At 51.7% G+C, this 25,524-nt stretch carries 24 protein-coding genes; 12 read left to right on the top strand and 12 right to left on the bottom strand.

What is annotated here, in order from left to right; genetic code table 11:
- Positions 1-8: 8 nt before the first annotated feature.
- The 6 genes from rlmKL (at position 9) to rmf (ending at position 7,934) form a co-directional block, all read left to right on the top strand.
- Positions 9-2,117: a bifunctional 23S rRNA (guanine(2069)-N(7))-methyltransferase RlmK/23S rRNA (guanine(2445)-N(2))-methyltransferase RlmL gene (rlmKL, locus tag JM656_RS13660; protein WP_203358254.1), complete on the top strand. Its 2,109-nt coding sequence runs from the start codon at positions 9-11 to the stop codon at positions 2,115-2,117.
- A 12-nt stretch (positions 2,118-2,129) separates the two neighbouring features.
- Entirely contained in the window at positions 2,130-4,037 is a 1,908-nt protein-coding gene (locus JM656_RS13655; protein WP_203358253.1) for an ABC transporter ATP-binding protein, read from the top strand.
- A gap of 14 nt (positions 4,038-4,051) precedes the next feature.
- On the top strand, positions 4,052-5,305 hold the full coding sequence (gene pqiA, locus JM656_RS13650) for a membrane integrity-associated transporter subunit PqiA (RefSeq protein ID WP_203358252.1): 1,254 nt from the start codon (positions 4,052-4,054) through the stop codon (positions 5,303-5,305).
- 4 nt (positions 5,306-5,309) lie between these two features.
- Positions 5,310-6,950 carry an intermembrane transport protein PqiB gene (gene pqiB / locus JM656_RS13645; RefSeq protein WP_203358251.1) on the top strand — a complete coding sequence of 547 codons (1,641 nt, stop codon included), beginning with the start codon at positions 5,310-5,312 and terminating at the stop codon, positions 6,948-6,950.
- Complete coding sequence (gene pqiC, locus JM656_RS13640; protein ID WP_192611799.1) at positions 6,947-7,510, top strand: membrane integrity-associated transporter subunit PqiC; 564 nt, start codon at positions 6,947-6,949, stop codon at positions 7,508-7,510. The genes pqiB and pqiC overlap by 4 nt, the downstream gene beginning before the upstream one ends.
- 256 nt (positions 7,511-7,766) lie before the next feature.
- A complete protein-coding gene (gene rmf, locus JM656_RS13635; protein ID WP_192611800.1) occupies positions 7,767-7,934 on the top strand; it encodes a ribosome modulation factor in 168 nt (55 codons plus the stop codon).
- 94 nt (positions 7,935-8,028) lie between these two features.
- Here rmf and fabA read toward each other — a convergent pair whose 3' ends face one another.
- Both fabA and JM656_RS13625 read right to left on the bottom strand, forming a co-directional pair.
- Positions 8,029-8,547, bottom strand: a complete 519-nt coding sequence (gene fabA / locus JM656_RS13630; protein WP_010429339.1) for a bifunctional 3-hydroxydecanoyl-ACP dehydratase/trans-2-decenoyl-ACP isomerase — start codon at positions 8,545-8,547, stop codon at positions 8,029-8,031.
- A gap of 68 nt (positions 8,548-8,615) precedes the next feature.
- Positions 8,616-10,376, bottom strand: a complete 1,761-nt coding sequence (locus tag JM656_RS13625; protein ID WP_203358250.1) for a Lon protease family protein — start codon at positions 10,374-10,376, stop codon at positions 8,616-8,618.
- A 185-nt stretch (positions 10,377-10,561) separates the two neighbouring features.
- On the opposite strand from JM656_RS13625, the gene matP reads away from it, so the two are divergent.
- Entirely contained in the window at positions 10,562-11,014 is a 453-nt protein-coding gene (gene matP, locus JM656_RS13620; RefSeq protein WP_203358249.1) for a macrodomain Ter protein MatP, read from the top strand.
- 86 nt (positions 11,015-11,100) lie between these two features.
- On the opposite strand, the gene ompA is transcribed toward matP, so the two are convergent.
- Positions 11,101-12,147 (bottom strand): porin OmpA, encoded by a 1,047-nt coding sequence (gene ompA / locus JM656_RS13615; protein WP_192611803.1) that lies wholly within the window; start codon positions 12,145-12,147, stop codon positions 11,101-11,103.
- 354 nt (positions 12,148-12,501) lie between these two features.
- Entirely contained in the window at positions 12,502-13,011 is a 510-nt protein-coding gene (gene sulA / locus JM656_RS13610; RefSeq protein ID WP_203358248.1) for an SOS-induced cell division inhibitor SulA, read from the bottom strand.
- A 217-nt stretch (positions 13,012-13,228) separates the two neighbouring features.
- On the opposite strand from sulA, the gene JM656_RS13605 reads away from it, so the two are divergent.
- Positions 13,229-13,843, top strand: a complete 615-nt coding sequence (locus JM656_RS13605) for a TfoX/Sxy family DNA transformation protein (protein WP_203358247.1) — start codon at positions 13,229-13,231, stop codon at positions 13,841-13,843.
- Here JM656_RS13605 and yccS read toward each other — a convergent pair.
- Entirely contained in the window at positions 13,821-15,974 is a 2,154-nt protein-coding gene (gene yccS, locus JM656_RS13600) for a YccS family putative transporter (protein WP_203358246.1), read from the bottom strand. The two genes, JM656_RS13605 and yccS, sit on opposite strands and share 23 nt — an antisense overlap.
- A gap of 18 nt (positions 15,975-15,992) precedes the next feature.
- Positions 15,993-16,439, bottom strand: a complete 447-nt coding sequence (locus tag JM656_RS13595; RefSeq protein WP_203358245.1) for a YccF domain-containing protein — start codon at positions 16,437-16,439, stop codon at positions 15,993-15,995.
- A 122-nt stretch (positions 16,440-16,561) separates the two neighbouring features.
- On the opposite strand from JM656_RS13595, the gene helD reads away from it, so the two are divergent.
- Complete coding sequence (gene helD / locus JM656_RS13590) at positions 16,562-18,616, top strand: DNA helicase IV (protein ID WP_203358244.1); 2,055 nt, start codon at positions 16,562-16,564, stop codon at positions 18,614-18,616.
- Positions 18,617-18,645: 29 nt separating this feature from the next.
- On the opposite strand, the gene mgsA is transcribed toward helD, so the two are convergent.
- Both mgsA and JM656_RS13580 read right to left on the bottom strand, forming a co-directional pair.
- A complete protein-coding gene (gene mgsA / locus JM656_RS13585; RefSeq protein WP_203358243.1) occupies positions 18,646-19,107 on the bottom strand; it encodes a methylglyoxal synthase in 462 nt (153 codons plus the stop codon).
- Between the two features lie 93 nt (positions 19,108-19,200).
- A complete protein-coding gene (locus JM656_RS13580; RefSeq protein WP_203358242.1) occupies positions 19,201-19,863 on the bottom strand; it encodes a DUF2057 family protein in 663 nt (220 codons plus the stop codon).
- 173 nt (positions 19,864-20,036) lie between these two features.
- Between JM656_RS13580 and JM656_RS13575 the strand changes: the two genes are divergently transcribed.
- Entirely contained in the window at positions 20,037-20,450 is a 414-nt protein-coding gene (locus JM656_RS13575) for a CoA-binding protein (protein WP_192614325.1), read from the top strand.
- Positions 20,451-20,555: 105 nt separating this feature from the next.
- On the opposite strand, the gene hspQ is transcribed toward JM656_RS13575, so the two are convergent.
- Both hspQ and rlmI read right to left on the bottom strand, forming a co-directional pair.
- The gene (hspQ, locus tag JM656_RS13570; protein WP_162382774.1) at positions 20,556-20,873 is read right to left on the bottom strand and encodes a heat shock protein HspQ; all 318 of its coding nucleotides are present in this window, start codon (positions 20,871-20,873) and stop codon (positions 20,556-20,558) included.
- Positions 20,874-20,930: 57 nt separating this feature from the next.
- The gene (rlmI, locus tag JM656_RS13565) at positions 20,931-22,121 is read right to left on the bottom strand and encodes a 23S rRNA (cytosine(1962)-C(5))-methyltransferase RlmI (protein ID WP_203358241.1); all 1,191 of its coding nucleotides are present in this window, start codon (positions 22,119-22,121) and stop codon (positions 20,931-20,933) included.
- Between the two features lie 94 nt (positions 22,122-22,215).
- Between rlmI and yccX the strand changes: the two genes are divergently transcribed.
- The gene (gene yccX, locus JM656_RS13560; protein WP_203358240.1) at positions 22,216-22,497 is read left to right on the top strand and encodes an acylphosphatase; all 282 of its coding nucleotides are present in this window, start codon (positions 22,216-22,218) and stop codon (positions 22,495-22,497) included.
- Here the strand turns inward: yccX and tusE are convergent.
- A complete protein-coding gene (tusE, locus tag JM656_RS13555; RefSeq protein WP_203358239.1) occupies positions 22,494-22,823 on the bottom strand; it encodes a sulfurtransferase TusE in 330 nt (109 codons plus the stop codon). The genes yccX and tusE overlap by 4 nt on opposite strands.
- A gap of 87 nt (positions 22,824-22,910) precedes the next feature.
- Entirely contained in the window at positions 22,911-23,570 is a 660-nt protein-coding gene (yccA, locus tag JM656_RS13550) for an FtsH protease modulator YccA (protein WP_162383894.1), read from the bottom strand.
- A gap of 267 nt (positions 23,571-23,837) precedes the next feature.
- Between yccA and JM656_RS13545 the strand changes: the two genes are divergently transcribed.
- Positions 23,838-25,466: an ABC transporter substrate-binding protein gene (locus tag JM656_RS13545; RefSeq protein WP_203358238.1), complete on the top strand. Its 1,629-nt coding sequence runs from the start codon at positions 23,838-23,840 to the stop codon at positions 25,464-25,466.
- Positions 25,467-25,524 lie beyond the last annotated feature (58 nt).

Below are 25,524 nucleotides of genomic sequence, written 5' to 3'. Positions count from 1 at the left end.
GTGACGATATGAATTCTCTGTTTGCCAGTACGGCCCGTGGGCTGGAAGAGCTGTTAAAAACTGAACTGGAAAACCTGGGCGCCGATGAGTGCCAGGTCGTTCAGGGTGGTGTCCATTTTAAGGGCGACACACGGCTTGTTTACCAGAGCCTGATGTGGAGCCGTCTGGCCTCTCGCATCATATTGCCGATGGGGGAATGCAAGGTCTATAGCGATCTGGACCTGTATCTCGGCGTTCAGGCAATTGACTGGACAGAGATTTTTAATCCAGGCGCCACGTTTGCCGTGCACTTCAGTGGCCTGAATGACACCATCCGTAACAGCCAGTACGGCGCAATGAAAGTGAAGGATGCCATCGTGGACGCCTTCACCCGCAAGAATCTGCCGCGCCCGAATGTGGATCGTGAATCCCCGGATTTACGTATTAATGTCTGGCTGAACAAAGACACCGCCAGTATCGCCCTTGATCTGAGCGGCGACGGTCTGCATCAGCGTGGCTATCGCGATCGTACCGGTCAGGCGCCAATTAAAGAAACGCTGGCGGCGGCGATTGTGATGCGTTCTGGCTGGCAGCCGGGCACGCCACTGCTCGACCCAATGTGCGGTTCGGGTACGCTGTTAATTGAAGCGGCAATGTGGGCGACCGATCGCGCCCCAGGCTTACACCGTGGATACTGGGGCTTCAGCGGTTGGGCGCAGCATGATGAGGCAGTCTGGCAGGAAGTAAAAGCGGAAGCGCAGGTTCGTGCTCGTAAAGGCCTGGCCGACTACAGCTCACGTTTTTATGGTTCAGACAGCGATGCGCGCGTGATTGAGCGTGCGCGCAGTAACGCCCGCCGTGCAGGCATTGGCGATCTCATCACTTTCGAAGTCAAAGACGTTGCACAGCTGAGCAATCCGCTGCCCGAAGGTCCGCACGGGACGGTTATCAGTAACCCGCCGTACGGTGAACGTCTGGACAGCGAGCCAGCGCTTATCGCGTTACATAGCCTGCTGGGCCGTAACATGAAAAACCAGTTCGGCGGCTGGAATTTGTCGTTGTTCAGCGCGTCTCCGGATTTGCTCAGCAGCCTGCAATTGCGCGCCGATAAACAATTCAAGGCCAAAAACGGCCCGCTGGATTGCGTGCAGAAAAACTACCACGTCGCAGAGACCACTTCTGAAAGCAAACCTGCCACGGTGGCGGAAGATTACGCCAACCGACTGCGTAAAAATATTAAGAAGCTGGAGAAGTGGGCGCGTCAGGAAGGGATTGAATGCTATCGCCTTTATGATGCCGATCTCCCGGAATATAACGTGGCGGTTGACCGCTACGGTGAGTGGGTGGTTATCCAGGAGTATGCACCGCCGAAAACGGTAGATGCGCAGAAAGCGCGCCAGCGTCTGTTTGATATCATTGCGGCGACCCTCGCCGTGCTGGAGATGGCCCCGAACAAGCTGGTGCTGAAAACGCGTGAGCGTCAGAAAGGGAAAAACCAGTACCAGAAGATGAACGAGAAGGGCGAGTTCATCGAAGTGAGCGAGTACAATGCGCGTCTGTGGGTCAACCTGACCGATTATCTGGACACGGGCTTGTTCCTTGATCACCGAATTGCGCGCCGCATGCTGGGTCAAATGAGCAGTGGAAAAGATTTCCTTAACCTCTTCTCCTACACCGGCAGCGCCAGCGTACATGCTGGTTTGGGTGGCGCTCGCAGCACCACCACGGTAGATATGTCGCGTACCTATCTGGAGTGGGCGGAGCGCAACTTGCGTCTGAATGGCCTGAGCGGTCGTGCGCATCGTTTAATCCAGGCGGATTGTCTCGGATGGTTGCGTGAGGCGAATGAGCAATTCGATCTTATTTTCATCGATCCACCGACGTTTTCTAACTCAAAACGTATGGAAGATTCGTTTGATGTGCAGCGCGATCATCTGGGGCTGATGAAGGATCTGAAACGTCTGCTGCGTAAGGGCGGCACCATCATGTTCTCCAACAACAAACGTGGATTCCGTATGGATCTCGACGGACTGGCAGCACTGGGACTGAAAGCACAAGAAATTACGCAGAAAACGCAATCCCAGGACTTTGCCCGTAACCGCCAGATCCACAACTGCTGGCTGATTACCTCAGCCTGAAAGGAAAAGTAAATGTCATTAATCAGTATGCATGGTGCATGGCTGTCGTTTAGCGATGCGCCGCTTCTTGATAATGCAGAATTGCATATCGAAGATAACGAACGCGTCTGTCTGGTGGGCCGTAACGGCGCCGGAAAATCGACCCTGATGAAGATCCTCAACCGCGAACAAGGTCTGGATGACGGGCGCATTATTTATGAGCAGGATCTGGTGGTTGCGCGTTTGCAACAGGATCCCCCGCGTAATGTTGCAGGCAGCGTGTATGATTTTGTCGCCGAGGGTATCGAGGAACAGGCGGAATACCTGAAACGGTATCACGATATTTCTCGCATCGTGATGACTGACCCCAGCGATAAGAACCTCAATGAAATGGCGCGGGTACAGGAACAACTCGATCACCATAACCTGTGGCAGCTCGAAAGCCGTATTAATGAAGTGTTGGCGCAATTAGGGCTTGATCCTAACGCGGCGCTCTCTTCCCTTTCGGGGGGATGGCTGCGTAAAGCTGCTCTGGGCAGAGCATTGGTGAGCAACCCGCGCGTATTGCTGCTGGACGAACCGACTAACCACCTGGACATTGAAGCTATCGACTGGCTGGAAGGATTCCTGAAATCCTTCAATGGCACGATCATTTTTATCTCTCACGACCGTTCGTTCATTCGTAATATGGCGACCCGTATTGTCGATCTGGATCGCGGGAAGCTGGTCTCTTATCCGGGCGATTACGATCAGTATCTGCTGGAGAAAGAAGAAGCGCTGCGGGTCGAAGATCTACAGAATGCGGAGTTTGATCGCAAACTGGCCCAGGAAGAGGTGTGGATCCGTCAGGGGATTAAGGCGCGTCGTACGCGTAACGAAGGTCGCGTCCGCGCACTGAAAGCTATGCGTCGTGAACGTGGCGAACGCCGCGAAGTCATGGGTACTGCGAAGATGCAGGTCGAAGAAGCGACGCGCTCGGGCAAAATCGTCTTCGAAATGGAAAACGTGGATTACCAGGTTGATGGCAAACAGCTGGTGAAAGATTTCTCCGCGCAGGTACAACGCAGCGACAAAATTGCGCTGATTGGGCCAAATGGCTGCGGTAAAACGACGTTGCTGAAACTGATGCTGGGTCAGCTTCAGGCTGACAGTGGTCGTATTCATGTCGGGACAAAGCTCGAAGTGGCCTATTTTGATCAGCATCGCGCCGAACTGGATCCCGATAAGACTGTGATGGACAACCTCGCGGAAGGCAAACAAGAGGTGATGGTTAACGGTAAATCACGCCATGTGCTGGGCTACCTACAGGACTTTTTGTTTCACCCTAAACGTGCCATGACGCCGGTTCGCGCATTGTCGGGTGGCGAGCGCAACCGTCTGCTGCTGGCGCGTTTATTCCTCAAACCCAGTAATCTTTTAATTCTTGATGAACCAACCAACGATCTCGACGTCGAAACCCTCGAGCTACTGGAAGAAATGATTGACGGTTATCAGGGGACAGTCTTGCTGGTGAGCCACGATCGTCAGTTTGTGGACAACACCGTTACGGAATGTTGGATCTTCGAAGGTGACGGCAAAATTGGTCGCTATGTCGGCGGCTATCACGATGCACGTGGACAACAGGTACAACATCTGGCGTTTAAACAGCCTGTTGTGAAAAAAAATGAGGAACCTGCTGCACTTAAAGCAGAAATTGTAAAACGAGCGAGTGGCAAACTAAGCTATAAACTACAGCGCGAACTGGAACAGCTACCCCAGCAGCTTGAAGAGCTGGAAGCTAAACTGGAAACGCTGCAGGCGCAAGTTGCTGACGCCGCTTTTTTTAGCCAGCCGCATGAGCATACACAAAAAGTTCTGGCTGACCTGAGTGAAGCGGAACAAGAACTTGAGCAAGCCTTTGAGCGCTGGGAGTATCTTGAAGCCTTGAAGAATGGCGCATAATTAAAGGAGCACATATGTGCGAACATCACCATGCTGCGAGGCATATATTATGCTCGCAATGTGACATGCTGGTGGCATTACCCCCGTTAGAGCATGGTCAAAAAGCGGCATGCCCACGATGTGGCACAACATTAACAACCGAGTGGGACGCGCCAAGGCAGCGTCCCACCGCGTATGCAATAGTGGCTTTATTCATGCTACTACTCTCCAACCTATTCCCTTTCGTGAGTATGAATGTGGCGGGGGTGAGCAGTGAAGTTTCGTTTCTGGAAATTCCGGGCGTTTTATTTTCTGAAGATTACGCCAGTCTCGGTACCTTCTTTTTATTATTCGTTCAGGTGGTGCCCGCCTTTTGCCTGATCACGATATTACTGCTCGTTAATCGTGTCGCCATGCCGGAAAAACTACAGGCCAGGCTGGCGCGCGTTTTGTTCCAGTTAAAATCCTGGGGCATGGCTGAAATATTCCTCGCCGGGATATTGGTGAGTTTTGTCAAACTGATGGCCTACGGCGATATTGGCGTAGGCAGCAGTTTCATTCCGTGGTGTCTGTTTTGTATTTTGCAGCTCCGTACGTTTCAGTGTGTGGATCGTCGCTGGCTGTGGGATGACATTGCGCCTGCGCCTAAAATTGCGCAGCCGTTAAAAGTGGGAACGCCGGGGATTCAACAAGGTTTACGTTCCTGTTCCTGCTGTACGGCGGTACTGCCTGCCGATGAGCTGGTGTGTCCACGCTGTAATACCAAAGGGCATGTGCGACGTAAAAACAGTCTGCAGTGGACCATGGCATTGCTGTTCACCTCGATCATGCTTTACCTTCCAGCCAATATCATGCCGATTATGATTACTGATTTGCTGGGTTCAAAATTGCCATCCACCATTATTGCTGGGGTGGTTTTACTGTGGAGCGAGGGATCTTATCCGGTTGCGGCTGTGATATTTATCGCCAGTATTATGGTGCCAACGTTAAAAATGATTGCGATTGCATGGCTATGTTGGGACGCAAAAGGGCATGGAAAGCGTGACAGCGAAAGAATGCATTTGATTTACGAAGTCGTGGAATTTGTCGGTCGTTGGTCAATGATCGATGTTTTTGTTATTGCCGTACTCTCTGCGCTGGTGCGCATGGGAGGGTTGATGAACATTTATCCTGCAATGGGTGCGTTGATGTTTGCTTTAGTCGTCATTATGACAATGTTTTCTGCGATGACGTTTGATCCTCGTCTGTCGTGGGACCGTAAACCAGAACCAGACCATGAGGAGTCCTGACAGCATGGAATCTAAAAGTGGGGAAGCCAAAGTGCAGAAGGTAAAGAACTGGTCTCCCGTGTGGATATTCCCCATCGTCACTGCGCTTATTGGGGCATGGGTTCTGTTTTACCACTACAGTCATCAGGGACCAGAAGTCACCCTGATTACCACCAATGCCGAAGGCATTGAGGGCGGTAAAACCACCATAAAAAGCCGTAGCGTCGACGTTGGTGTTGTCGAAAGCGCGACGCTAACCGATGACTTAACCCATGTAGAAATCAAAGCACGCCTCAATTCCGGCATGGAAAAGTTGCTGCATAAAGATTCTGTCTTCTGGGTGGTTAAGCCACAGGTAGGGCGTGAGGGGATCAGCGGCTTAGGTACGCTGCTGTCTGGCGCCTATATTGAACTGCAGCCAGGTAATAAAGGAAGCCAGCTCAATAAATACGATCTGCTGGACTCTCCGCCGCTGGCGCCACCGGATGCGAAAGGGATCCGCGTGATTCTGGACAGCAAAAAGGCCGGGCAGCTGAGTCCGGGCGATCCGGTGCTGTTCCGCGGCTATCGTGTAGGCTCGGTTGAAACCAGCACGTTTGATCCGCAAAAGCGCAGCATTAGCTATCAGCTCTTTATCAATGCGCCGAACGATCGCCTGGTCACCAATAATGTACGTTTCTGGAAAGACAGCGGCATTGCGGTCGATCTCACCTCTGCGGGAATGCGAGTAGAGATGGGCTCGCTGACCACCTTGTTCGGCGGCGGTGTCAGTTTTGACGTCCCGGAAGGGCTTGAGCAGGGACAACCTGTCGCGGAAAAATCGGCGTTTGTCCTCTATGACGATCAGAAGAGTATTCAGGATTCGTTATTTACCGACCATATCGACTATCTGGTGTTCTTTAAAGATTCGGTTCGTGGATTACAACCTGGCGCGCCGCTGGAATTCCGTGGTATTCGTCTGGGTACCGTCAGCAAAGTGCCGTTCTTTGTGCCAAATATGCGTCAGGTATTTAACAACGACTTCCGCATCCCGGTACTGATCCGTATCGAACCTGAGCGTCTGAAAGCGCAGTTAGGCGAAAATACGGATGTGGGCGCACATCTGCAGGAATTGCTGAACCGTGGCTTACGTGCATCGTTAAAAACGGGGAATCTGGTGACTGGTGCGCTGTATGTCGATCTCGATTTCTATCCGAAGGAACCCCCTATTAAGGGCATCCGTGAGTTTAGCGGCTATCAGATCATTCCGACCGTGAGTGGTGGTCTGGCGCAGATCCAACAACGTCTGATGGAAGCGCTGGATAAAATCAACAATCTGCCGTTGAATCCGATGATTGAGCAGGCGACCAATACGCTCACTGAAAGCCAGCGTACGATGAAGCACCTGCAAACCACGCTGGACAACATGAACAAGATTACGTCCAGTGAGTCGATGCAGCAGCTTCCAGCGGATATGCAAACTACGCTACGCGAATTGAACCGCAGTATGCAGGGCTTCCAGCCGGGTTCTGCCGCGTATAACAAGATGGTGGCGGATATGCAGCGTCTTGATCAGGTACTCCGCGAACTGCAGCCGGTTCTGAAAACGCTCAACGATAAGAGCAATGCGCTGGTGTTTGAAGCGAAGGACAAGAAAGATCCAGAGCCGAAGAGGGCGAAACAATGAAAAAGTGGCTAGTGGTGATGATGTCGGTCTGGCTGACGGCATGCAGCTCCGGTGGAGAAAGTAAAAGCTATTACCAACTGCCCATTGCGCAGGGGGGCGTGCAAAGTACCGCGAATCAGGGAAACCGTCTGCTGTGGGTGGAACAGGTTTCAGTACCTGATTACCTGGCAGGGAATGGCGTGGTCTATCAGACCAGCGATGTGAAGTACGTGATTGCGAATAACAACCTCTGGGCCAGCCCGCTGGACCAGCAGTTGCGCAATACGCTGGTGGCCAGTCTGAATACCCAGCTTCCGGGTTGGGTTGTCGCCTCTCAGCCGCTGGGAAGCACTCAGGACACGCTAAACGTCACGGTGACCGGATTCCACGGTCGCTATGATGGCAAGGTTATCGTGAGTGGTGAGTGGCTTCTGAACCATCAGGGGCAGCTGATTAAGCGTCCATTCCATCTGGAGGCGACGCAGCAGCAGGATGGCTATGATGAGATGGTCAAAGTGCTGGCAACGGCATGGAGCCAGGAGGCCGCGTCTATCGCTCAGGAGATAAAACGCCTTCCTTAAAGTTTAAAAAATTGTAAATTAACCCGCCTCAGACTAACCCCTGAGGCGGTTTTTTTTCATTATTATTCCGGGAAAATAGCTGTCCTGGCTCACATTTCTTGTACAAATGAATTATTGGGTAGCTCACAAATATGACACTGGCGTGAATTTTGCGCATTGACGGAACCAATGTTTCGCGGTATTCGTTTTAGTGTGATTGCACACTTCGTAATCACTGTTTTCTTTTCCACCAGATAAAAGATGAGGGAAACGAGGCATGAAGAGACAAAAACGAGATCGCCTGGATCGGGCACATCAACGTGGATATCAGGCCGGCATCGCCGGACGCTCAAAAGAAATGTGTCCCTATCAGACGCTGAATCAGAGGTCATACTGGCTGGGAGGCTGGCGAGAAGCCATGGCGGACAGGGCAGTTTTGGCCTGATTCTGTCTCTTTAGAAAAAAGAAACCTCCGCATTGCGGAGGTTTCGCCTTTTATCACTCAGTCAGCAAACGTGGCTGGCTGTAAAAGTGCAGGATTAGAACGCGGAAGTGTCCTGGAACAGGCCCACTTTCAGGTCATTGGCGGTGTAGATCAGACGACCATCGACCAGAACTTCACCATCAGCCAGACCCATGATCAGGCGACGGTTAACGATGCGCTTGAAGTGGATACGGTAAGTGACTTTTTTCGCGGTCGGCAGAACCTGGCCGGTAAATTTCACTTCGCCTACGCCCAGGGCGCGGCCTTTACCTTCACCGCCCAACCAGCCGAGATAGAATCCAACCAGCTGCCACATTGCGTCCAGACCTAAACAGCCCGGCATGACCGGATCGCCGATAAAGTGACACCCGAAGAACCAAAGATCCGGGTTAATATCCAGCTCAGCTTCGACATAACCTTTGTCAAAGTTACCACCGGTTTCAGTCATCTTGACGACACGGTCCATCATCAACATGCTTGGTGCTGGCAATTGTGGGCCTTTAGCGCCAAACAGTTCACCGCGACCAGAGGCAAGAAGGTCTTCTTTTGTATAGGATTCGCGTTTATCTACCATGTTCTCTGTAAGCCTTATTTTATTGAAGCACGCAGGATAGCTAACACGTGTACGCTGAACAAGTCCGATCAGTTCGGAACAAACCAATTCAGCCAACGCAGCGGCCAGGGGAAACGGTGACGACCTTCCAGTTGCGTTGCTGCCGCAATACGCTCCTGGATAGTTTGCATCAGCGTTGTCTGACCTTCACCGTCCCACACCAGATTTAACAGAAGCGGCAGGGCGTCTGTCACGTCATCCACCGCCCAGATACTGAATTTCTCTTCTTCAACGGCCTGTAGCAGCGCAGGTTGCAGACTAAGATGTCTGACGTTGGCCGCTGGAATAATCACGCCTTGCTTGCCTGATAATTCTCGCTGCTGACAAATAGTAAAGAAGCCTTCAATCTTCTCGTTTAAACCGCCTACCGGTTGTGCACGACCGAATTGATCGACAGAACCGGTAATCGCGATACTCTGATTAACAGGAACATCAGCCAGAGCACTGATCAACGCGCATAATTCAGCCATTGATGCGCTGTCGCCATCGACTTCGCTGTAGGACTGTTCAAAGGTCAGCGAGGCGGAAAACGGGATCTGCTGCTCAAGCTGCAGCTCAGACATCAGGAAAGCCTGCATGATCATCATGCCCTTGGCATGGATATTCCCGCCAAGTTCCGCTTTTCGCTCAATGTCAGTGAATTCCCCATCGCCAATATGCACCACGCAGCTAATACGTGACGGTTCGCCAAATGCGCGAGGGTGGCCAGGGAACTCAATCACCGAGAGCGCATTGATTTGACCAATGCGTTCGCCTTCGGTTTCGATCAGGATCTGTTCCTGGAGGATTTCATCCTGCATCCGTTCGGCAAGGAAACCCTCGCGCCATTCGCGCTGGGCGAGCATCAGACGAAGTTGTTCTGCGTTGCAGGTCTCCCCCTCACACAGCGGGGTGACGTCATTGAACTGACGAGCAATCCATAGCGGGCAGAGCGGCAAGGTGTCCTGCTCGCCAGTATAGCGTACCGCTTCACGAATCAGGACCTGCCACGCATCAGGGCCGGGGTAGGGCAGATTATTGCTTCTGGCGACCTGGGTCACCCACTGGCACCACTGCGTCATGGATTCTTCATCCATGATCTGCAGGTTGTCTTCAAATTCGCTATAGATAGCCTGCTCTGCGAGTTCCGGCTCCATTTCCTGGAAGTCCGCTAACGACTCGCGGTCACCCACCAGTACCACCTTCATTTTAAGCGGCATAGAGGGCACAGAAACAGGCAGTGGGCGAGATTCATCGAATGCGACCCAGTCAAAGCTTTCGCGGCTCACGATGGCTTTCAGGCGCATCCATAACAGGGGCTGGGCCAGCAGCGTGCGCAGAGAAATAACCAGAATGCCGCCATTAGCCTGATGTACCAGGCCGGGTTGCAGGGTGATTTCTCCGTTAAACTGACGCAGGCAGCCAAACAGTTGTTCGGCTTCAACCCAGTCGGCACTGACCACCTGAGTTAACGTCGCAAAATTGTCTTCTGCTTTTTCTGCTTCGCGAAAACGAATGTGATGACCTGAAATCTCGTAGTGACCGCCGGTCAATTTACCGTCGTCGGTGTGCAGCGTTCGGACTGCATCGGCCAGGAGGTTGATATACTCAAGCTCTTGCGGGGCCTTTGCCAGCATAAAAGATGACGACGTACGTGGCTGGAGAAGTTGCTCCAGACCAAACTGCAATCGCGGTTGAGTATCACTGAGTAAGGTGTCGTTTTCGTCAGTAAAGTGTGGCTGTGCAAATATCTCCTGATAACTGTCGGTATCAGGAACCAGATCACGCCATGCAAGTTTCGTAATGGTCAAAGTTGAGGTTTTTTAGTCTGTTGTGAAAAACGCGATTATACCGTAACCGGCAACACTGCACACGTGGAAAGCGAACGGAAACACGCAGTATGACGCGCGACAGTTCACAGGCTGCATATTCTTTTCTTCAGATGCTTAAAAAGCTGATATTCTGATAAGAGTTACACGGTAACATTGAGATCGCAATGAAATATCAACAACTTGAAAATCTTGAAAGCGGCTGGAAGTGGAAGTATCTGGTGAAAAAGCACCGCGAAGGGGAGTTGATTACCCGTTACGTGGAGGCCAGCGCAGCCAAAGAGGCCGTCGATTTGTTGCTAACCCTCGAGAATGAACCGGTTCGGGTCAATACCTGGATTGACGAGCATATGAATCCTGCGCTGCTAAATCGGATGAAACAGACGATACGGGCACGACGCAAACGACACTTTAATGCTGAGCATCAGCATACGCGTAAGAAATCGATCGATTTAGAATTTATCGTCTGGCAACGCCTGGCTGGACTTGCGCAGCGCCGTGGCAAAACGCTTTCAGAAACGATAGTGCAATTGATTGAGGATGCGGAACATAAAGAGAAGTACGCCAGTCAGATGTCTACGCTGAAGCAGGATCTGCAGGCCTTATTGGGTAAAGAATAGCGTATGGCTCTGCCAGCATGTTCTGAGTACACAGTGGCATGGCAAAAAAAAACCCCGCAAAGCGGGGTTTTTTATTAGACGGAAACTTAAGCCTGAGGCTGAGTTACAACGTCTTTGATACCTTTAACTTCGATCTCAACACGACGATCCGGAGCCAGGCAGTCGATCAGTGCAGCGCGAGCTTTCACGTTGTCACAGGTGTTGCCAGTAACCGGGTTGGACTCGCCCATGCCACGTGCAGAGATTTTGTCAGAAGGAATACCTTTAGAGATCAGGTAATCAACAACGGACTGAGCACGTTTCTCGGACAGACCCTGGTTGTAAGCGTCAGAACCGATGCGGTCAGTGAAGCCCAGAACAACAACGGAACCGTCTTTCGGATCCAGGTTGCTCAGCTGGCTGTACATCTGATCCAGAGCCTGCTGGCCTTCTGGTTTCAGAGTTGCTTTGTTGAAGTTGAACAGAACGTCAGACTTCAGAGTGAAGTGCTTGGTCTGTACTTCTGGAGCCGGAGCCGGAGCCGGAGCTACAACTGGAGCCGGTTCACCCTGGCCGAAACGGTAGGAAACACCTACGCTCAGCAGGCCGTTGTCCGGACGACCACCAACGGTGTTAGCGTCACCGATGTTGTTGGTCCACTGGTATTCCAGACGGGTAGCGATTTCAGGAGTAATTGCATACTCAACACCACCTGCGAATACTGGGGATACGCCAGTGTCGTGGTCTTTGAAGCCAGTGTTGTTTTTAGCGTCTGCACGCCAAACCATACCACCCAGACGAGTGTAGATGTCCAGATCGTCAGTGATTGGGTAACCCAGTTTAGCGGTCAGCTGAACGCCCTGAGCTTTGAAAGCGCCGGTCTGAGTGTTGCCTTTGTACGGCATACGACCTAACCAGTCATAACCCATTTCGAAACCAACGTACGGGTTAACCTGATAACCACCGAACGCGCCTGCGCCCAGCTGGCTTTCTTCAGTTGAACCGTTGTTGTTGATTTGGTTGTTGCCAATGTCATGGAACTGAGACCAGCCCAGTTTAGCACCGGTATACCAGGTGTTATCTTTCGGAGCGGCCTGCGCTACGGTAGCGAAACCAGCCAGTGCCACTGCAATCGCGATAGCTGTCTTTTTCATTTTTTGCGCCTCGTTATCATCCAAAATATGCCATGAATATCTCCAACGAGATAACACGGTTAAATCCTTCACCGGGGGACCTGCTCAATAGTTACTCTACCGAATCTGCGGCTTAGGCCGAACACCCCTGGCGATGTAAAGTCTACAACGTAGTGGAAAACTTACAAGTGTGAACTCCGTCAGGCATATGAAAAAAAAAGGCTTGTATACACATTATTTAACATTTAGAGATGAGAAATCGAGCAGCAAAAATCGCTGAAACCGCTTCTGGCAAGCGTTCGCACCAAAAAAGCCTTAGGCTTCAATACACCGGTAAAGCATGAAAAAAAAATCCAGGATTAATCCTAATTTTACTCAATGATACAAATTAGAGTGAATTTTTAGTCCGGAATGCTGTCTCGTGGCTAAGGAATGGGCTCGTACCGGACGCATAATAAATCCCATTGCATTTCCCTCATCGGCAGCTTTTACCAGTTGCGTATGCTCTTCTTCGGTCAATTCATCCGACAACCAACCGATCACGACACTGTAATTTCCTGTGCGCAATGCCCGAATCATTGATTCTAAAGTATGGCACGGAGAAAGCTGGTTTATTTGCATCACCTTGGTGAGAGGAAGTCCTGCTGATTGCACCCATTCCCGGCTGAGTTTTTGCTGTGACGTCAGCCAGAGCTGCCAGCGCGATTGCTGCCCTAATTGTTGCAGCAGGGGCAAAAGGAGTAATTGGGTCATCATGGGCTGGTCTTCGCGGTAGACCACTTCACTGATAAGCCCTGCGGTGGAGTTCTCCGAAGAGACACGCGCAATTCGACCGGAAGTGGAAGAGAGCGCCGAAGAACGATTTGCATAACCTGATGTGTACATAATCAATCCAGCCCTGTGAGTTACTGTATGGATGTACAGTAACCCTGTGACCAATAAAGATCAACCTTATTTTCGGAAACAGACTCGCAATTTTTATTCGTCGTCGCAGTAAAAACAAAATTCATCTTGCCCCTTTAGAATAAGTTGCCTATTTTCGTCATTAACGGAGCTGTTACTGCAATTTATTTATTTAGCTTATGATTTAAAAAGGATTTTTATGAGAGCACATTCTTATAGTCGAATCTATAAATCTCAAGAATACCTGGCTTCACTGGGCACGATTGGCTACCGCTCGCTGTTTGGCAGTTACAGTTTGAGTATTGGGGATACTGTCTTTGCGATGGTTGCTAATGGTGAGTTATACCTTCGTGCCTGCGAGCAAAGCGTACAGTACTGTGTGAAACATCCGCCTGTCTGGCTGACGTTTATGAAGCGCGGACGTCAGGTAATGCTCCACTATTATCGGGTGGATGAAAGCTTGTGGTGCGACCAGCAGCAACTGGTGCGCTTGTCACAGTATTCGCTGGATGCGGCGGTAAAGGAAAAGCATTCCCGCTTTTCGCAACATCGTCTTAAGGATTTACCGAATATGACCTTTCATCTGGAGATCCTCCTGAACGAAGCGGGGATTAAAGATGAGAGCACATTACGGAATCTGGGGGCGAAAATGAGTTGGCTAAGGCTTCGTCATCTTAATAAATCCCTGACGGTGAAAATTCTCTATTCCCTTGAAGGGGCGATTCTCGGGGTACATGAAGCCGCGCTCCCGGCGGCGCGCCGCCAGGAGCTTGCAGACTGGGTTCAGTCACTTATGACAGAACAGGGGTATTAGACGGCAATTGCGTAATCTGTCGTTGCAGACGACCGATCTCAGGGAGCAGCGCGATCAGCAAGCCAATCTGCTGCACGACAAGCGGTTCTTTGCTGTCCGGGAGAGGTTCCAGATGCTGAATCCGCTGTTTTAGCCCCTCCAGCGCCTGATGTACCCGTTGTTCGTCTGCGGGCTGATGATGAAGCGCATCATCGACATAGCATACCGCATCGTCCAGCAGGGTCAGAACTTCCTGATTGGTTAACTGCTCACGGTGAGCGCCTAACGCGGAAATGTAGCTGGTAAAAGTATGGTTGAGGCAGAGTAACCGAAACGCGGCCTCACGCGTTTCTGCGGTGACATCGGGCTCGCTCGACATATTGGACACCACCGATGCCAGCTCTGCATCGCGATTGTGTGCATCCCGGCGGGCAATACGGTAGGCCAGTCGATTATCACGCCCCTGGTGATATTGTTCGAGGATCGCATCCAGGTAGCGGCAGTTCGCATCCGTTGCACGTTCCAGAACACGCGGAAGATTGCGAAAACGCCAGTCTGGCCAGATGAAGCTGACGGCAGCCCACGCGATGGCACAGCCAATGAGCGTATCAATGACACGCGGCAGAGCGACCTCAAAACCTTCTCCCAGCAAGTTAAAGCACAGCAACACCAGTAAAGTAATGAACATCGTGGCATGGGCATACTGCACATTGCGAAACGCGAAAAACAGCACGCCTGTAATTACCAGCAGGATCAATTGCCCTTCGAGGGAGGGAACGAACCACAATATCGGCAAACCAATGGCGACACCCACCAACGTGCCGATAATCCTCAACGCCAGACGATGTCGGGTGGCGTTATAGTTTGGCTGGCACACAAACAGGCTGGTAAGCAGGATCCAGTAACCGTGATCCATTCCGGTTATTTGGATCAAGGCATAACCCAGGCAGAGAACCAACGACATTCTTACTGCGTGACGAAACAGGGCGGAATCTGGCGTGAAATTGCGGCTGAACCGTAGCCAGGTATCGCTGAATCCGTGCGGGCTATCGTCTGCCAGCTGATTCTCTGATTCATTGCGAGGCATCGCCTGCGCCTGCTCAGATTCAATCGTGGCCAGTTGCGCGTCTATTGCGCGTAAGTTTGCGAGTAAAAATCCCAGCGTTTTCAGTAAGTCTGCTGAAGCGCCGCCGGCCCGCATGCGTTCGAGTGCCGCGTCAAGGTGTGTGAATGCACGTTCAAAATGCGGATCGTGTTGATATTGCGTGCGCAGTAAAAGGCAGCGCGACAGATGCATACAGGCTTGCCCTTGCATCGACATCAGACGCTGAAAGCGGAACATCACGTCGCTGTGGCGGAAATGATCGCGTAGCGTTTGATATTGAATATGCGATGAGCTGGCTCGTTCATGAATATCCTGCGCAACAAAATAGTAGTGCAGCGTCCGGCGCGTACCGCGTTGCCCACGGTCGCCACGCAGACGAGTGAGCAGAGAGATTTTAGTCTGGTTCAGCGTTGCCATCAGTTGCCCGTTGGCCAGCGCTAAATCGTACAAAGGCGCCTGACTCTCATCTTCAATATCCGGATCATATAACCGGGATTTTAATTCCAGATAATGTGCAAGCTGCTCATAGCTGCGCGCCAGATTATCCTGCAGCGGGCGGATAGGGAATAACAGATGCCCGGTGAGCGTAAGCAGGTTGTACCATACAGCCCCAGCCAGCAGGAACAGTGGCTGCTGATACCACTGCTCGTACAGCGATGCGCCAAGCATGGTGTAGATGGCGATCAGCAATGCGCCAAAAGCAATGGTCGCGTAGCGCTGACCGAGACCGCCGAGCAAAATAAATCCGCTGGTCGATAACGTCAGGCCAATAGCGAAAAGCCAGGGCCACGGAAACAACAATTCCACGGAGGCGGAGGCGATGAAAAAACAGATCAGCGTGATGATCAGATTGCGCAGACGTCCTGCAAGGCGATCATCCAGATCGGTCAACGCAGCGGCCACCATACCCAGCGTTAGGGGTATGGTCAGTTTTACATCGCCCAGCCACCAGGGCAGGGCCGTTGTGCCGCACAGCGCGATAAAAATACGCACATAATATAACCAGGTACTGTTCCAGGTGTACCGCCTAAGCAAGGGACTCAACATAAAGGCCATCAGTCCTGATTATTCAAAACGGCGACGCGCATTTGCTTCGCGCGCAGCCTGAGCGGTTTCAACAGTGACCACGCGGCGGCCAACCGGCCAGAGTGCGATGGCGGCAATTTTAAAGTTCGCAATGCCGACAGGGATCCCGATTATCGTAATGCATTGGGCAATACCGGCAGCAATATGCATCACGCATAACCACCAGCCGAACAGAATCAGCCAGAAAACATTGAGTAACGTACCGCCCGTATTCATCAGCGCATTTTTGCCCGCAGGGTTGAGTTCATCCACATGAATCGCTTCGTTACCGTAGGGAAGCAGAGAGAGTTTGGTTATCTCCCAGCACGAGCGTGTCAGGGGTAATGTAAAAATCAGAACGATACTGACGAGTGTCGCCAGTAACCAGGCCAGGGTGGTCGCAAAACCCCCCAACACAAAATTTAGGATATTCAGAACGGTACGCATAAAGCCTCGGTCAAATCTGGTTTTCTATGATTCAAGGCAATTGTAACGTTTTTTTGGGCTGGAGCACGTTTTCTCTGGCGGTTACACTGAGAAGTAAACCTCTCGTGTGGATCCACTGAGTCATGGAACTGAAAGCAACTTCTCTTGGAAAACGTCTGGCACAACACCCTTACGATCGGGCTGTTATTCTTAATGCTGGTATCAAAGTCTCTGGCGACCGCCATGAATATCTTATTCCATTCAATCAGTTACTGGCTATCCATTGCAAACGCGGCCTGGTGTGGGGAGAGCTGGAGTTCGTCCTGCCGGATGATAAAGTGGTGCGCTTGCACGGTACAGAATGGAGCGAAACGCAACGGTTTCACCATCACCTGGAGGCGCACTGGCAACGCTGGAGTCAGGAGATGAGTGAGGTTGCTGCGCGGGTGTTGCAGGAACAATTAGACCTCATTGCGCAGAGGACGGGGGAAAACACATGGTTGACCCGCGAGCAAACGTCAGGAATTCAGCAGCAAATTCGTCGCGCGTTTGCGGCGCTGCCGTTGCCTGTCAACCGACTGGAATCTTTTGAAAATTGTCGTGATGCATGGCGTAAGTGCCTGGCATGGCTAAAAGATATCGAAGGCTGTCGACTGGTGCATAATCAGGCTTATACCGATGTCATGCTGACAAAATATGCGGCGTTTTTCGAACAGATAGAATCGTCCCCGTTGAATCCCGCACAGGCCAGAGCGGTCGTCAACGGCGAGCATTCGCTGTTGGTTCTTGCCGGGGCTGGCAGTGGCAAAACGTCGGTATTGGTTGCTCGTGCCGGTTGGCTTTTGGCCCGAGGAGAGGCGGCGGCTGAACAAATTCTGCTGCTGGCTTTTGGCCGTAAAGCTGCTGAAGAGATGGACCAGCGTATTCGCGAGCGGTTGCATACTGAAGAGGTCGCCGCGCGAACGTTCCATGCGCTTGCGCTGCACATCATCCAGCAAGGGAGCAAAAAAGTCCCGACGATCAGTAAACTTGAAAACGATACTGACGCGAGACATCAGCTCTTTATTTCGGCGTGGCGACAGCAGTGCAGTGAGAAAAAGGCCCAGGCAAAAGGCTGGCGGCAGTGGCTGGAAGACGAAATGCAGTGGACCGTGCCGGAAGGCAATTTCTGGGATGATGAAAAGCTGCGACGTCGACTGGCACCACGACTGGATCGTTGGGTGAGTCTGATGCGGATGCATGGCGGCACACAGGCCGAGATGATCGCCAGCGCGCCGGAAGCGATCCGCGACCTGTTCGGTAAACGTATCAAATTGATGGCGCCGCTACTGAAAGCGTGGAAAAGCGCGCTGAAAGAGGAAAATGCTGTCGATTTCTCCGGGCTTATTCATCAGGCGATTGTGATCCTTGAAAAGGGGCGCTTTATCAGTCCGTGGAAGCATATTCTGGTTGACGAGTTTCAGGATATCTCCCCGCAACGCGCGGCATTGCTGGCCGCGTTGCGTCGGCAAAACCCACATAGCACATTGTTTGCCGTCGGGGATGACTGGCAGGCCATTTATCGTTTCAGCGGGGCTCAGCTTTCGCTCACGACGGCGTTTCATCAAACGTTTGGCGAGGGCGATCGGTGCGATCTTGATACCACATATCGCTTCAACAGCCGGATCGGTGAAATCGCTAACCGGTTTATCCAGCAGAATCCGCACCAACTCGCAAAACCGCTCAACAGTCTGACAACCGGAGACAAGAAGGCGGTCACGCTGCTGGAGGAAAGTCAGCTGGATGCCTTACTGGATAAACTTTCTGGTTATGCAAAAGAGGATGAGCGGATTCTGGTGCTGGCGCGCTACCATCATTTGAAACCCGCCAGTCTGGAAAAGGCCGCGACGCGCTGGCCAAAACTACAGCTGGATTTTATGACCATTCATGCCAGTAAAGGTCAGCAAGCAGACTATGCAATCATCGTCGGGCTGCATGAGGGAAGCGATGGTTTTCCGGCACCGGCGCGCGAGTCAATCATGGAAGAGGCCTTGCTGCCACAGGTGGAAGATTTCCCGAATGCAGAGGAGCGGAGATTGCTGTATGTGGCGTTGACACGTGCCCGGCATCGCGTGTGGATTTTATTTAATAAAGAAAATCCGTCTTGTTTTGTCGACGATCTGAAGCATCTGGATGTGCCGGTAGCGAGGAAACCCTGAGAAACAGGCGGCAAACGCCGCCTGTAGGCTTATGGCTTGAGGCGTTCGGCCAGGTAGCGCTCATAATCCGGGATCAAAATATCCACTTCATCACTGAAATTCGACGACTGGATAATAAAATCGGCGGTAGAAACGTTGGTGGCAACCGGGATATTCCACACCGTTGCCAGACGCAGCAGCGCTTTGACATCCGGATCGTGCGGTACCGCATTGAGCGGATCCCAAAAGAAAATCAGAACATCAATTTTCCCTTCAGAAATCAGTGCGCCAACTTGCTGGTCGCCGCCCATCGGGCCACTCAGCATGGCGTTTACGTCCATACCTGTCGCGCGTTGAATTAAGTTACCCGTCGTTCCGGTTGCGTAAAGTTCGTGCTTTTCCAGCAATGGCTGGTGGCGTTCAACCCAGTTCATCAACATCTGTTTGCAGTGATCGTGTGCAACCAGCGCAATATGTTTGCGCGCCGGCAAAGTGCGAGTCGTCAGTTCCATAGTTCAATTCCGTAGTTAACCTTGCTACAGAGTACTGGAAGCTCTTGACGCTGCAAGAGAAAGACGTAAAAAATGCGGACAGGCGTCAAAACGCTATGAGGATGGCTGTTTTTCTGCCCATTTCAGGAAGTTATTTCGGGTTTGCGGATCGGCTTGTTTAAACCAGTATTTGAGTCGTTGCTCGGTGAGCGTCTGGGATTGCGGCGGAATGGCATCCAACTCTGAGATCCCCGAAAGCAGGGTGCTGTCATCGGCCATCATCGTAGCAAACTGCGGCAGCGAGGCGTGTTTAGATGCTTTATTATAGCGTTCAGTTTCAAGTTCATAATCAATGACTTTGGCCGTCGAGGTGATGGACAGAATATCAAGCTTTACAGGGATTGGCATGGCGTCGCCATCGAGAAGTTCAAGGCGTGGCGCGGCATCAAAATGCGCTGTTTCACGCTCGTTCTCCAGCCGTGGCAGATGAAAATTGACCTGGCTAATTGGCTGAGTATCGAAGCTCACCACCAGGGGGGGGGAGATATAGAGTCGCTCTTCATGGCTGGAGAGGCGAATGGTCTTCTCCACACGAAAAACCAGCTGATGCGGACCGTTATCCAGTTCAATACTGTCGGCCCCCCGTAACAGCGAACTGGAGACTTTTTTACCATCTAAAACAAGAAGATCAACATCACTGGAGAGGCGTAATGTGGTGGCGAAAACGGTGGCCGGCAAAATCAATGCAATGAAGGTTGTCACAATGCCGGCTTTCATAGGGTTCTCCTGTCCAAAGACCGCATAATGAATAATGTATCAAAATTTTTCTGTAATCATCTTTACTAACATATAGACATATTTTTGACTTTTGCTCTCATACATTCGTATGGGGCGAATGGTTGGGATGTCGGGTTTGTCGTACACTTTGCAAAACAGCCTGGAGAAAGATGATGAAAGAGACCGATATTGCTGGCATTTTGACGTCCACCCGAACTATCGCGCTGGTGGGGGCGAGTGATAAACCCGATCGCCCGAGCTATCGTGTGATGAAATATCTGCTCGACCAGGGCTATCACGTTATTCCTGTATCACCCAAGGTTGCCGGGACGACGCTGTTAGGGCAGAAAGGCTACGCGACACTGGCCGACGTGCCGGAAAAAGTCGATATGGTGGATGTTTTCCGCAATTCAGAAGCTGCCTGGGGCGTTGCGCAGGAGGCGATTGCTATCGGAGCGAAAACGCTGTGGATGCAGTTGGGCGTGATTAATGAGCAGGCTGCGGTACTGGCACGAGACGCAGGTCTGACCGTCGTGATGGATCGTTGCCCGGCGATTGAAATTCCACGTCTGGGGTTGGCAAAGTAAGTTTGCGCGGTTGTCGGATGGCGCGTTGCTTATCCGGCCCGCGGTTCATGGCCGGATAAGACGCGTAGGCCCGATAAGCGAAACGCCATCGGGCACGGGCTAAAATCAGTTACGCAGTCGTGGTGCCTGGAGTTGTTTACGAATCGTGCGGGCCAGTTCATCCATTGAAGGCTGCTCAGGATGCTCATCCTGAGTTTCGCTACTCAACTGCGCTTCAGCCAGATACGTATGAACAGGCTGACCGTTATCGTCTTCCATCACCACGTGATACCAGGGAGCAGCGCGAAGTTCGTCGTTAACCGCCAACTCATCAGGTGACGGTTCCTCGAGCGAATAGACCGGGTCGATATCCACGACCACTCCGAGATAACCTAACAGGGAATGGCGGACCTGCTGGCCAATACCGAATTTGCTGGCAATCATAGTCACCTCCCGGGAAATTAATACTCTCTATTTGAGGGTAAAATTCCACTTTTCAAGTTACATGACGCGACAGGCAAACCCTTTCAGATACAGCCCTTCCGGGTAGGTAGCGATCACCGGATGATCGGCAGCCTGACGGAACTGCTCTATAAATTGTATATCACGACCAGCATCTAATGCGGCATCGGCGATGATTTTCTGAAATAAATCGGTTGTCATCAGCCCGGAACAGGAAAATGTCAGCAACACGCCGCCTGGATTCAGCAACTGGATTGCCAGCATATTGATGTCTTTATAGCCGCGGCATGCGCCCATCAACTGACTTTTATTTTCGACAAATTTCGGCGGATCCATCACGATCACGTCAAATTTCTCGCCACGATCGCGGTAGGTGCGCAGCAGTTTGAAAACATCATCACGCACAAACTCGGCTTTGCTGAGATCCAGCTTGTTCAGTTCAACGTTTTGCTTCGCAATGTCCAGCGCTTCCTGAGAGGTGTCGACACTCACGACCTGGCGACATCCGCCCATCAACGCCGATACCGCAAATCCCCCGGTATAGGAGAAGCAGTTCAGAACGCGTTGGTTTTCTACATAGCGACGCGTCGCCAGGCGGCTGTCACGTTGATCAAGGTAGTAACCGGTTTTATGTCCGCCCTGGATATCCACCAGTAGCTTCATACCGTGTTCTTCAATAGGCAGCAGGGCAGGAGGCAGCTCGCCCGTAACGGGCCCCTGGGTTAACTCCATACCTTCTTTTTTACGCACCGCAACATCGCTGCGGTCATAAATGGCGCATTCGGGATACAGTGTCTGCAATGCGCTGATCAAGGCGGCGCGCTGATACTCTGCGCCAGCGCTCAACAGCTGCAGCACAAGGAAGTTGCCGAAACGGTCGATAGTCACGCCTGGCAGACCATCAGATTCCCCGGCAATCAGCCGATAGCTGTCCAGCCCGTCTTTCTTCGCCAGCCACTCACGCCACTGCTGTGCCTGCTGCAGACGACGGGTGAAGAAGGCGATGTCGATGGATTCCGTTTTATCGAACGTCCAGACGCGTGCACGAATCTGCGACGCAGGCGAATACGCGCCGCGTGCTAACCATTTGCCCTGATGGTCAACAATATCGATGGTTTCACCGAGGTTGGCTTTGCCTTCCATGCGAGCGACCGCACCGGAAAAGACCCACGGATGGCGACGAAGTAAAGATTTTTCGCGCCCTTTGGCTAACACTAAACGTACACTCATAATTTACTATTCTGTCGAATCAAAGAAATGGGCGCCATTGTCCTGAGTTTTGCGAGGATTTGCAACGCGCCCCGCGATGATAAGGAGCACAGCAATGTCAAAAATCTGCATAATCGCCTGGGTGCACGGTCGCGTTCAGGGTGTTGGCTTTCGCTATAGCACGCAGCATGAAGCGCAACGACTGGGATTAACCGGTTACGCGAAAAATCTGGATGACGGTAGCGTAGAAGTGGTGGCCTGCGGCGAAGCTGAGCTCGTTGAAAAACTGCTTAAGTGGCTGAAGGATGGGGGGCCAAGGAGCGCCAGAGTTGACCGGGTTCTCAGTGAACCGCATCGCCCTGGCGCCGAGTTAAAAGGCTTTAGTATTCGCTACTAAATACACTTCACCGGCTTGGGCAGGCCTGCAATTTTTGTGGCCTGTTTAGCCGGGCCTTTCGGGAACAGGCGATACAGATAGCGACTGTTGCCTTTCTCTTCGCCAAATTTATTCGCCATGGCTTTTACCAGCATACGGATCGCGGGCGACGTATTAAATTCCAGGTAAAAATCACGGACAAAGCGAACCACTTCCCAGTGTTCAGTCGAGAGGGTGATGCCTTCGTTTTGCGCAATAACAACTGCCAGAGGCTCGCTCCATTGCGTCGTCTCTTTCAGATAGCCTTCGCTATCGGTATCGATTTCTTTCCCTTCAAAGATCAACATAATTCTTCACAGCGTTAGTCAAACTGTTGCCAGTTTACCAAAAAACAAAGCCCCGCATAAGCGGGGCTGGATGACACATTCTGTCTCTTAGTCGCGGCTGGCGAAACCCAGAATGCTCAGCAGGCTGACAAAGATGTTGTAGAGCGAAACGTACAGGCTAACCGTTGCACGGATGTAGTTAGTCTCACCGCCACGGATAATGTTGCTGGTCTCAAACAGGATGGCACCAGAAGAGATCAGGATAAACACCGCGCTAATGGCAAGATGCAGCGCTGGCAGTTGCAGGAAGATGTTAGCCACCATACCAATCAGTACGACAACCACACCCGCCATCAGCATACCGCCGAGGAAGGACATGTCTTTACGCGTCGTCAGAACGTAGGCGGAGCAGCAGAAAAAGACCAGTGCAGTTCCACCCAACGCCATCGCGATCACATCGCCCATACCTGCGGACAGATAGGCATTCAGCATCGGGCCGAGAATGTAGCCCAGGAAGCCGGTAAATGCGAAAGCGGCGAGGATGCCGGTCGGTTTGTTCGCTGTTTTATAGGTCAGGAACATCAGGCCATACATACCCACCAGCGTCAGAATCAGACCCGGAGACGGCAGCATTAATACGGTGCTTGCCGTGGCGGTGATCGCTGAAAACGCCAGCGTCAGACTCAGCAGAAAATAGGTATTTCTCAGCACTTTGTGAGTGCTGAGTAGCGATGTACGGTCGCGCGAAGAAGTAATTATACGATCCATGAGTCACTCTCTTATGACAGATGTAATTAATGACGGAGGATAAAGAAATCGCTGGCAATGACACAGCGGTTTTACCCATCTTTACGCAGTTGATCTCTAACGGGATAAGTATTTTATTTCAGAAAAATCAGGTTAACCAGTTTAACACACCAATTATACGCCGCAGGGAGATCAGTGTCGTATAGGTAACTGAAAATTATTGCTTTATTACATGACGCCCATTATGAGTGGTGATGTCCTCATCAACAGATCAATAAGGTAAAGGGAATGACTCAACTCAACCCGAGGGTGTTTACGTTTACGCTGTTGGCCGTCAGTCTGATGTCGATAACCAGTGCGGCATGGGCAGCGAATGTTCCGGCCGGAACGGTATTGGCAGAAAAACAGGAACTGGTCAGAAACAACGGCAGCGAACCGGCATCGCTGGACCCACATAAAGTTGAAAGCAATGTCGAGTTTAGTTTAATCAGCGAGATGTTCGATGGACTGGTCGCCGTCACCCCGGAAGGGGGGATTGAGCCGCGACTTGCCCTGTCGTGGGAAAATAAAGCCAATACGGTCTGGACGTTCCATTTACGTCCTGGGATCACCTGGTCTGATGGCTCGGCTATCACGGCACAGGATATCGTCTGGAGCTGGCAGCGTTTAGTTTCGCCCAAAACGGCCTCTCCGTATGCGACCTATCTGGGGAATATGCATGTACTGAACGCCGCAGAGATTGCACAAGGCAATAAAGCGCCTGATACGTTGGGGGTCAAGGCCGTCAATGACAGAACGCTGGAAATCACGCTAACGCAGCCGACCGCCGCCTTTCTCGCGATGTTGGCCCATCCATCGCTGGTGCCGCTGGATAAAGTCCTGATAGGTCGTTTTGGCGATAAGTGGACAAAACCTGAACATTTCGTCAGCAGCGGAGCCTACACGCTCTCGCAATGGGTGGTAAACGAACGGATTGTGACGGTGCGCAACCCTCGCTACTGGGATGACCAACATACGGTTATCAATAAAGTCACCTGGCTGCCTATTAGTTCTGAGGCGGCGGACGTTAACCGCTACAAAGCGGGAGAGATAGATATTGTCTATACCGTGCCGGTGAATCAGTTCGCGCAATTGAAAAAAACAATGGGCGATGAGCTACGCGTCGCGCCACAACTGTCTACCTATTACTATCAGTTCAATACCACCCGTGCACCGTTCAATGATCCGCGGGTACGTCGTGCGCTGAATATGGCGCTGGATAAGGACATTATCGCGCAGAAAGTCATGGGGCAGGGGCAACGCGAAGCCTGGGTCATCAGCCAGCCTGATATTGGCGGTGTGACGCTACGTGCGCCTGACTATGCCTCCGGGCCACGGGACAAACGCATCGCAGAGGCGAAAAAACTGTTAGCCGACGCGGGATTTGGTCCGGATCATCCACTTTCGTTCAATTTGCTCTATAACACCTCGGAAACGCATCAACGCATTGCCATTGCGGCGAGTTCGATGTGGAAGAAGAACCTCGGCGTTGAGGCGAAATTACAAAACCAGGAATGGAAAACGATGCTCGATACCATGCATACCGGTAATTTCGATGCGGTTCGTTATGCCTGGATAGCGGATTACGATGATGCGGCAAGTTTCCTGAATACCTACCGTACTGGCGACAGTGAAAACACGAGCAAGTACAGCAATCCGGCGTATGACGAGGCATTACGTAATGCGGCGAAAGCAGCAACGGTCGCGGAGCGAGGTAAATATTATCAACAGGCTGAAGACATGTTGGGGCAGGACGTACCCGCCATTCCGGTTTATCACTACGTTCGCACCCATCTTGTGAAGCCGTGGATAGGCGGATTTGTCTCCGACAGTCTGGGAAATTACTACAGCAAAGATATGTACATCATAAAACATTGATGGTTTGCGCTGAATAAATAGTCAATTTGTTGTTATTTCAGGCTATTAACAGCATTTT

The sequence above is a fragment of the Citrobacter sp. R56 genome (assembly GCF_016811995.1).
GTDB classification, from domain to species: domain Bacteria; phylum Pseudomonadota; class Gammaproteobacteria; order Enterobacterales; family Enterobacteriaceae; genus Citrobacter_D; species Citrobacter_D enshiensis.
This window is presented reverse-complemented; position numbering and strand designations above follow the sequence as displayed.

Bases quoted from the DNA above. Each gene is read 5' to 3' on its own strand.
- JM656_RS13605 (WP_203358247.1), top strand. From the start codon at position 13,229: ATGAGAGCACATTCTTATAGTCGAATCTATAAATCTCAAGAATACCTG.
- helD (WP_203358244.1), top strand. From the start codon at position 16,562: ATGGAACTGAAAGCAACTTCTCTTGGAAAACGTCTGGCACAACACCCT.
- yccS (WP_203358246.1), bottom strand. From the start codon at position 15,974: ATGTTGAGTCCCTTGCTTAGGCGGTACACCTGGAACAGTACCTGGTTA.
- rlmI (WP_203358241.1), bottom strand. From the start codon at position 22,121: ATGAGTGTACGTTTAGTGTTAGCCAAAGGGCGCGAAAAATCTTTACTT.
- ompA (WP_192611803.1), bottom strand. From the start codon at position 12,147: ATGAAAAAGACAGCTATCGCGATTGCAGTGGCACTGGCTGGTTTCGCT.
- tusE (WP_203358239.1), bottom strand. From the start codon at position 22,823: ATGTTGATCTTTGAAGGGAAAGAAATCGATACCGATAGCGAAGGCTAT.
- fabA (WP_010429339.1), bottom strand. From the start codon at position 8,547: ATGGTAGATAAACGCGAATCCTATACAAAAGAAGACCTTCTTGCCTCT.
- pqiA (WP_203358252.1), top strand. From the start codon at position 4,052: ATGTGCGAACATCACCATGCTGCGAGGCATATATTATGCTCGCAATGT.
- pqiC (WP_192611799.1), top strand. From the start codon at position 6,947: ATGAAAAAGTGGCTAGTGGTGATGATGTCGGTCTGGCTGACGGCATGC.
- JM656_RS13545 (WP_203358238.1), top strand. From the start codon at position 23,838: ATGACTCAACTCAACCCGAGGGTGTTTACGTTTACGCTGTTGGCCGTC.
- JM656_RS13575 (WP_192614325.1), top strand. From the start codon at position 20,037: ATGAAAGAGACCGATATTGCTGGCATTTTGACGTCCACCCGAACTATC.
- matP (WP_203358249.1), top strand. From the start codon at position 10,562: ATGAAATATCAACAACTTGAAAATCTTGAAAGCGGCTGGAAGTGGAAG.
- yccX (WP_203358240.1), top strand. From the start codon at position 22,216: ATGTCAAAAATCTGCATAATCGCCTGGGTGCACGGTCGCGTTCAGGGT.
- mgsA (WP_203358243.1), bottom strand. From the start codon at position 19,107: ATGGAACTGACGACTCGCACTTTGCCGGCGCGCAAACATATTGCGCTG.
- pqiB (WP_203358251.1), top strand. From the start codon at position 5,310: ATGGAATCTAAAAGTGGGGAAGCCAAAGTGCAGAAGGTAAAGAACTGG.
- JM656_RS13655 (WP_203358253.1), top strand. From the start codon at position 2,130: ATGTCATTAATCAGTATGCATGGTGCATGGCTGTCGTTTAGCGATGCG.
- yccA (WP_162383894.1), bottom strand. From the start codon at position 23,570: ATGGATCGTATAATTACTTCTTCGCGCGACCGTACATCGCTACTCAGC.
- JM656_RS13595 (WP_203358245.1), bottom strand. From the start codon at position 16,439: ATGCGTACCGTTCTGAATATCCTAAATTTTGTGTTGGGGGGTTTTGCG.
- hspQ (WP_162382774.1), bottom strand. From the start codon at position 20,873: ATGATTGCCAGCAAATTCGGTATTGGCCAGCAGGTCCGCCATTCCCTG.
- rmf (WP_192611800.1), top strand. From the start codon at position 7,767: ATGAAGAGACAAAAACGAGATCGCCTGGATCGGGCACATCAACGTGGA.
- JM656_RS13580 (WP_203358242.1), bottom strand. From the start codon at position 19,863: ATGAAAGCCGGCATTGTGACAACCTTCATTGCATTGATTTTGCCGGCC.
- sulA (WP_203358248.1), bottom strand. From the start codon at position 13,011: ATGTACACATCAGGTTATGCAAATCGTTCTTCGGCGCTCTCTTCCACT.
- rlmKL (WP_203358254.1), top strand. From the start codon at position 9: ATGAATTCTCTGTTTGCCAGTACGGCCCGTGGGCTGGAAGAGCTGTTA.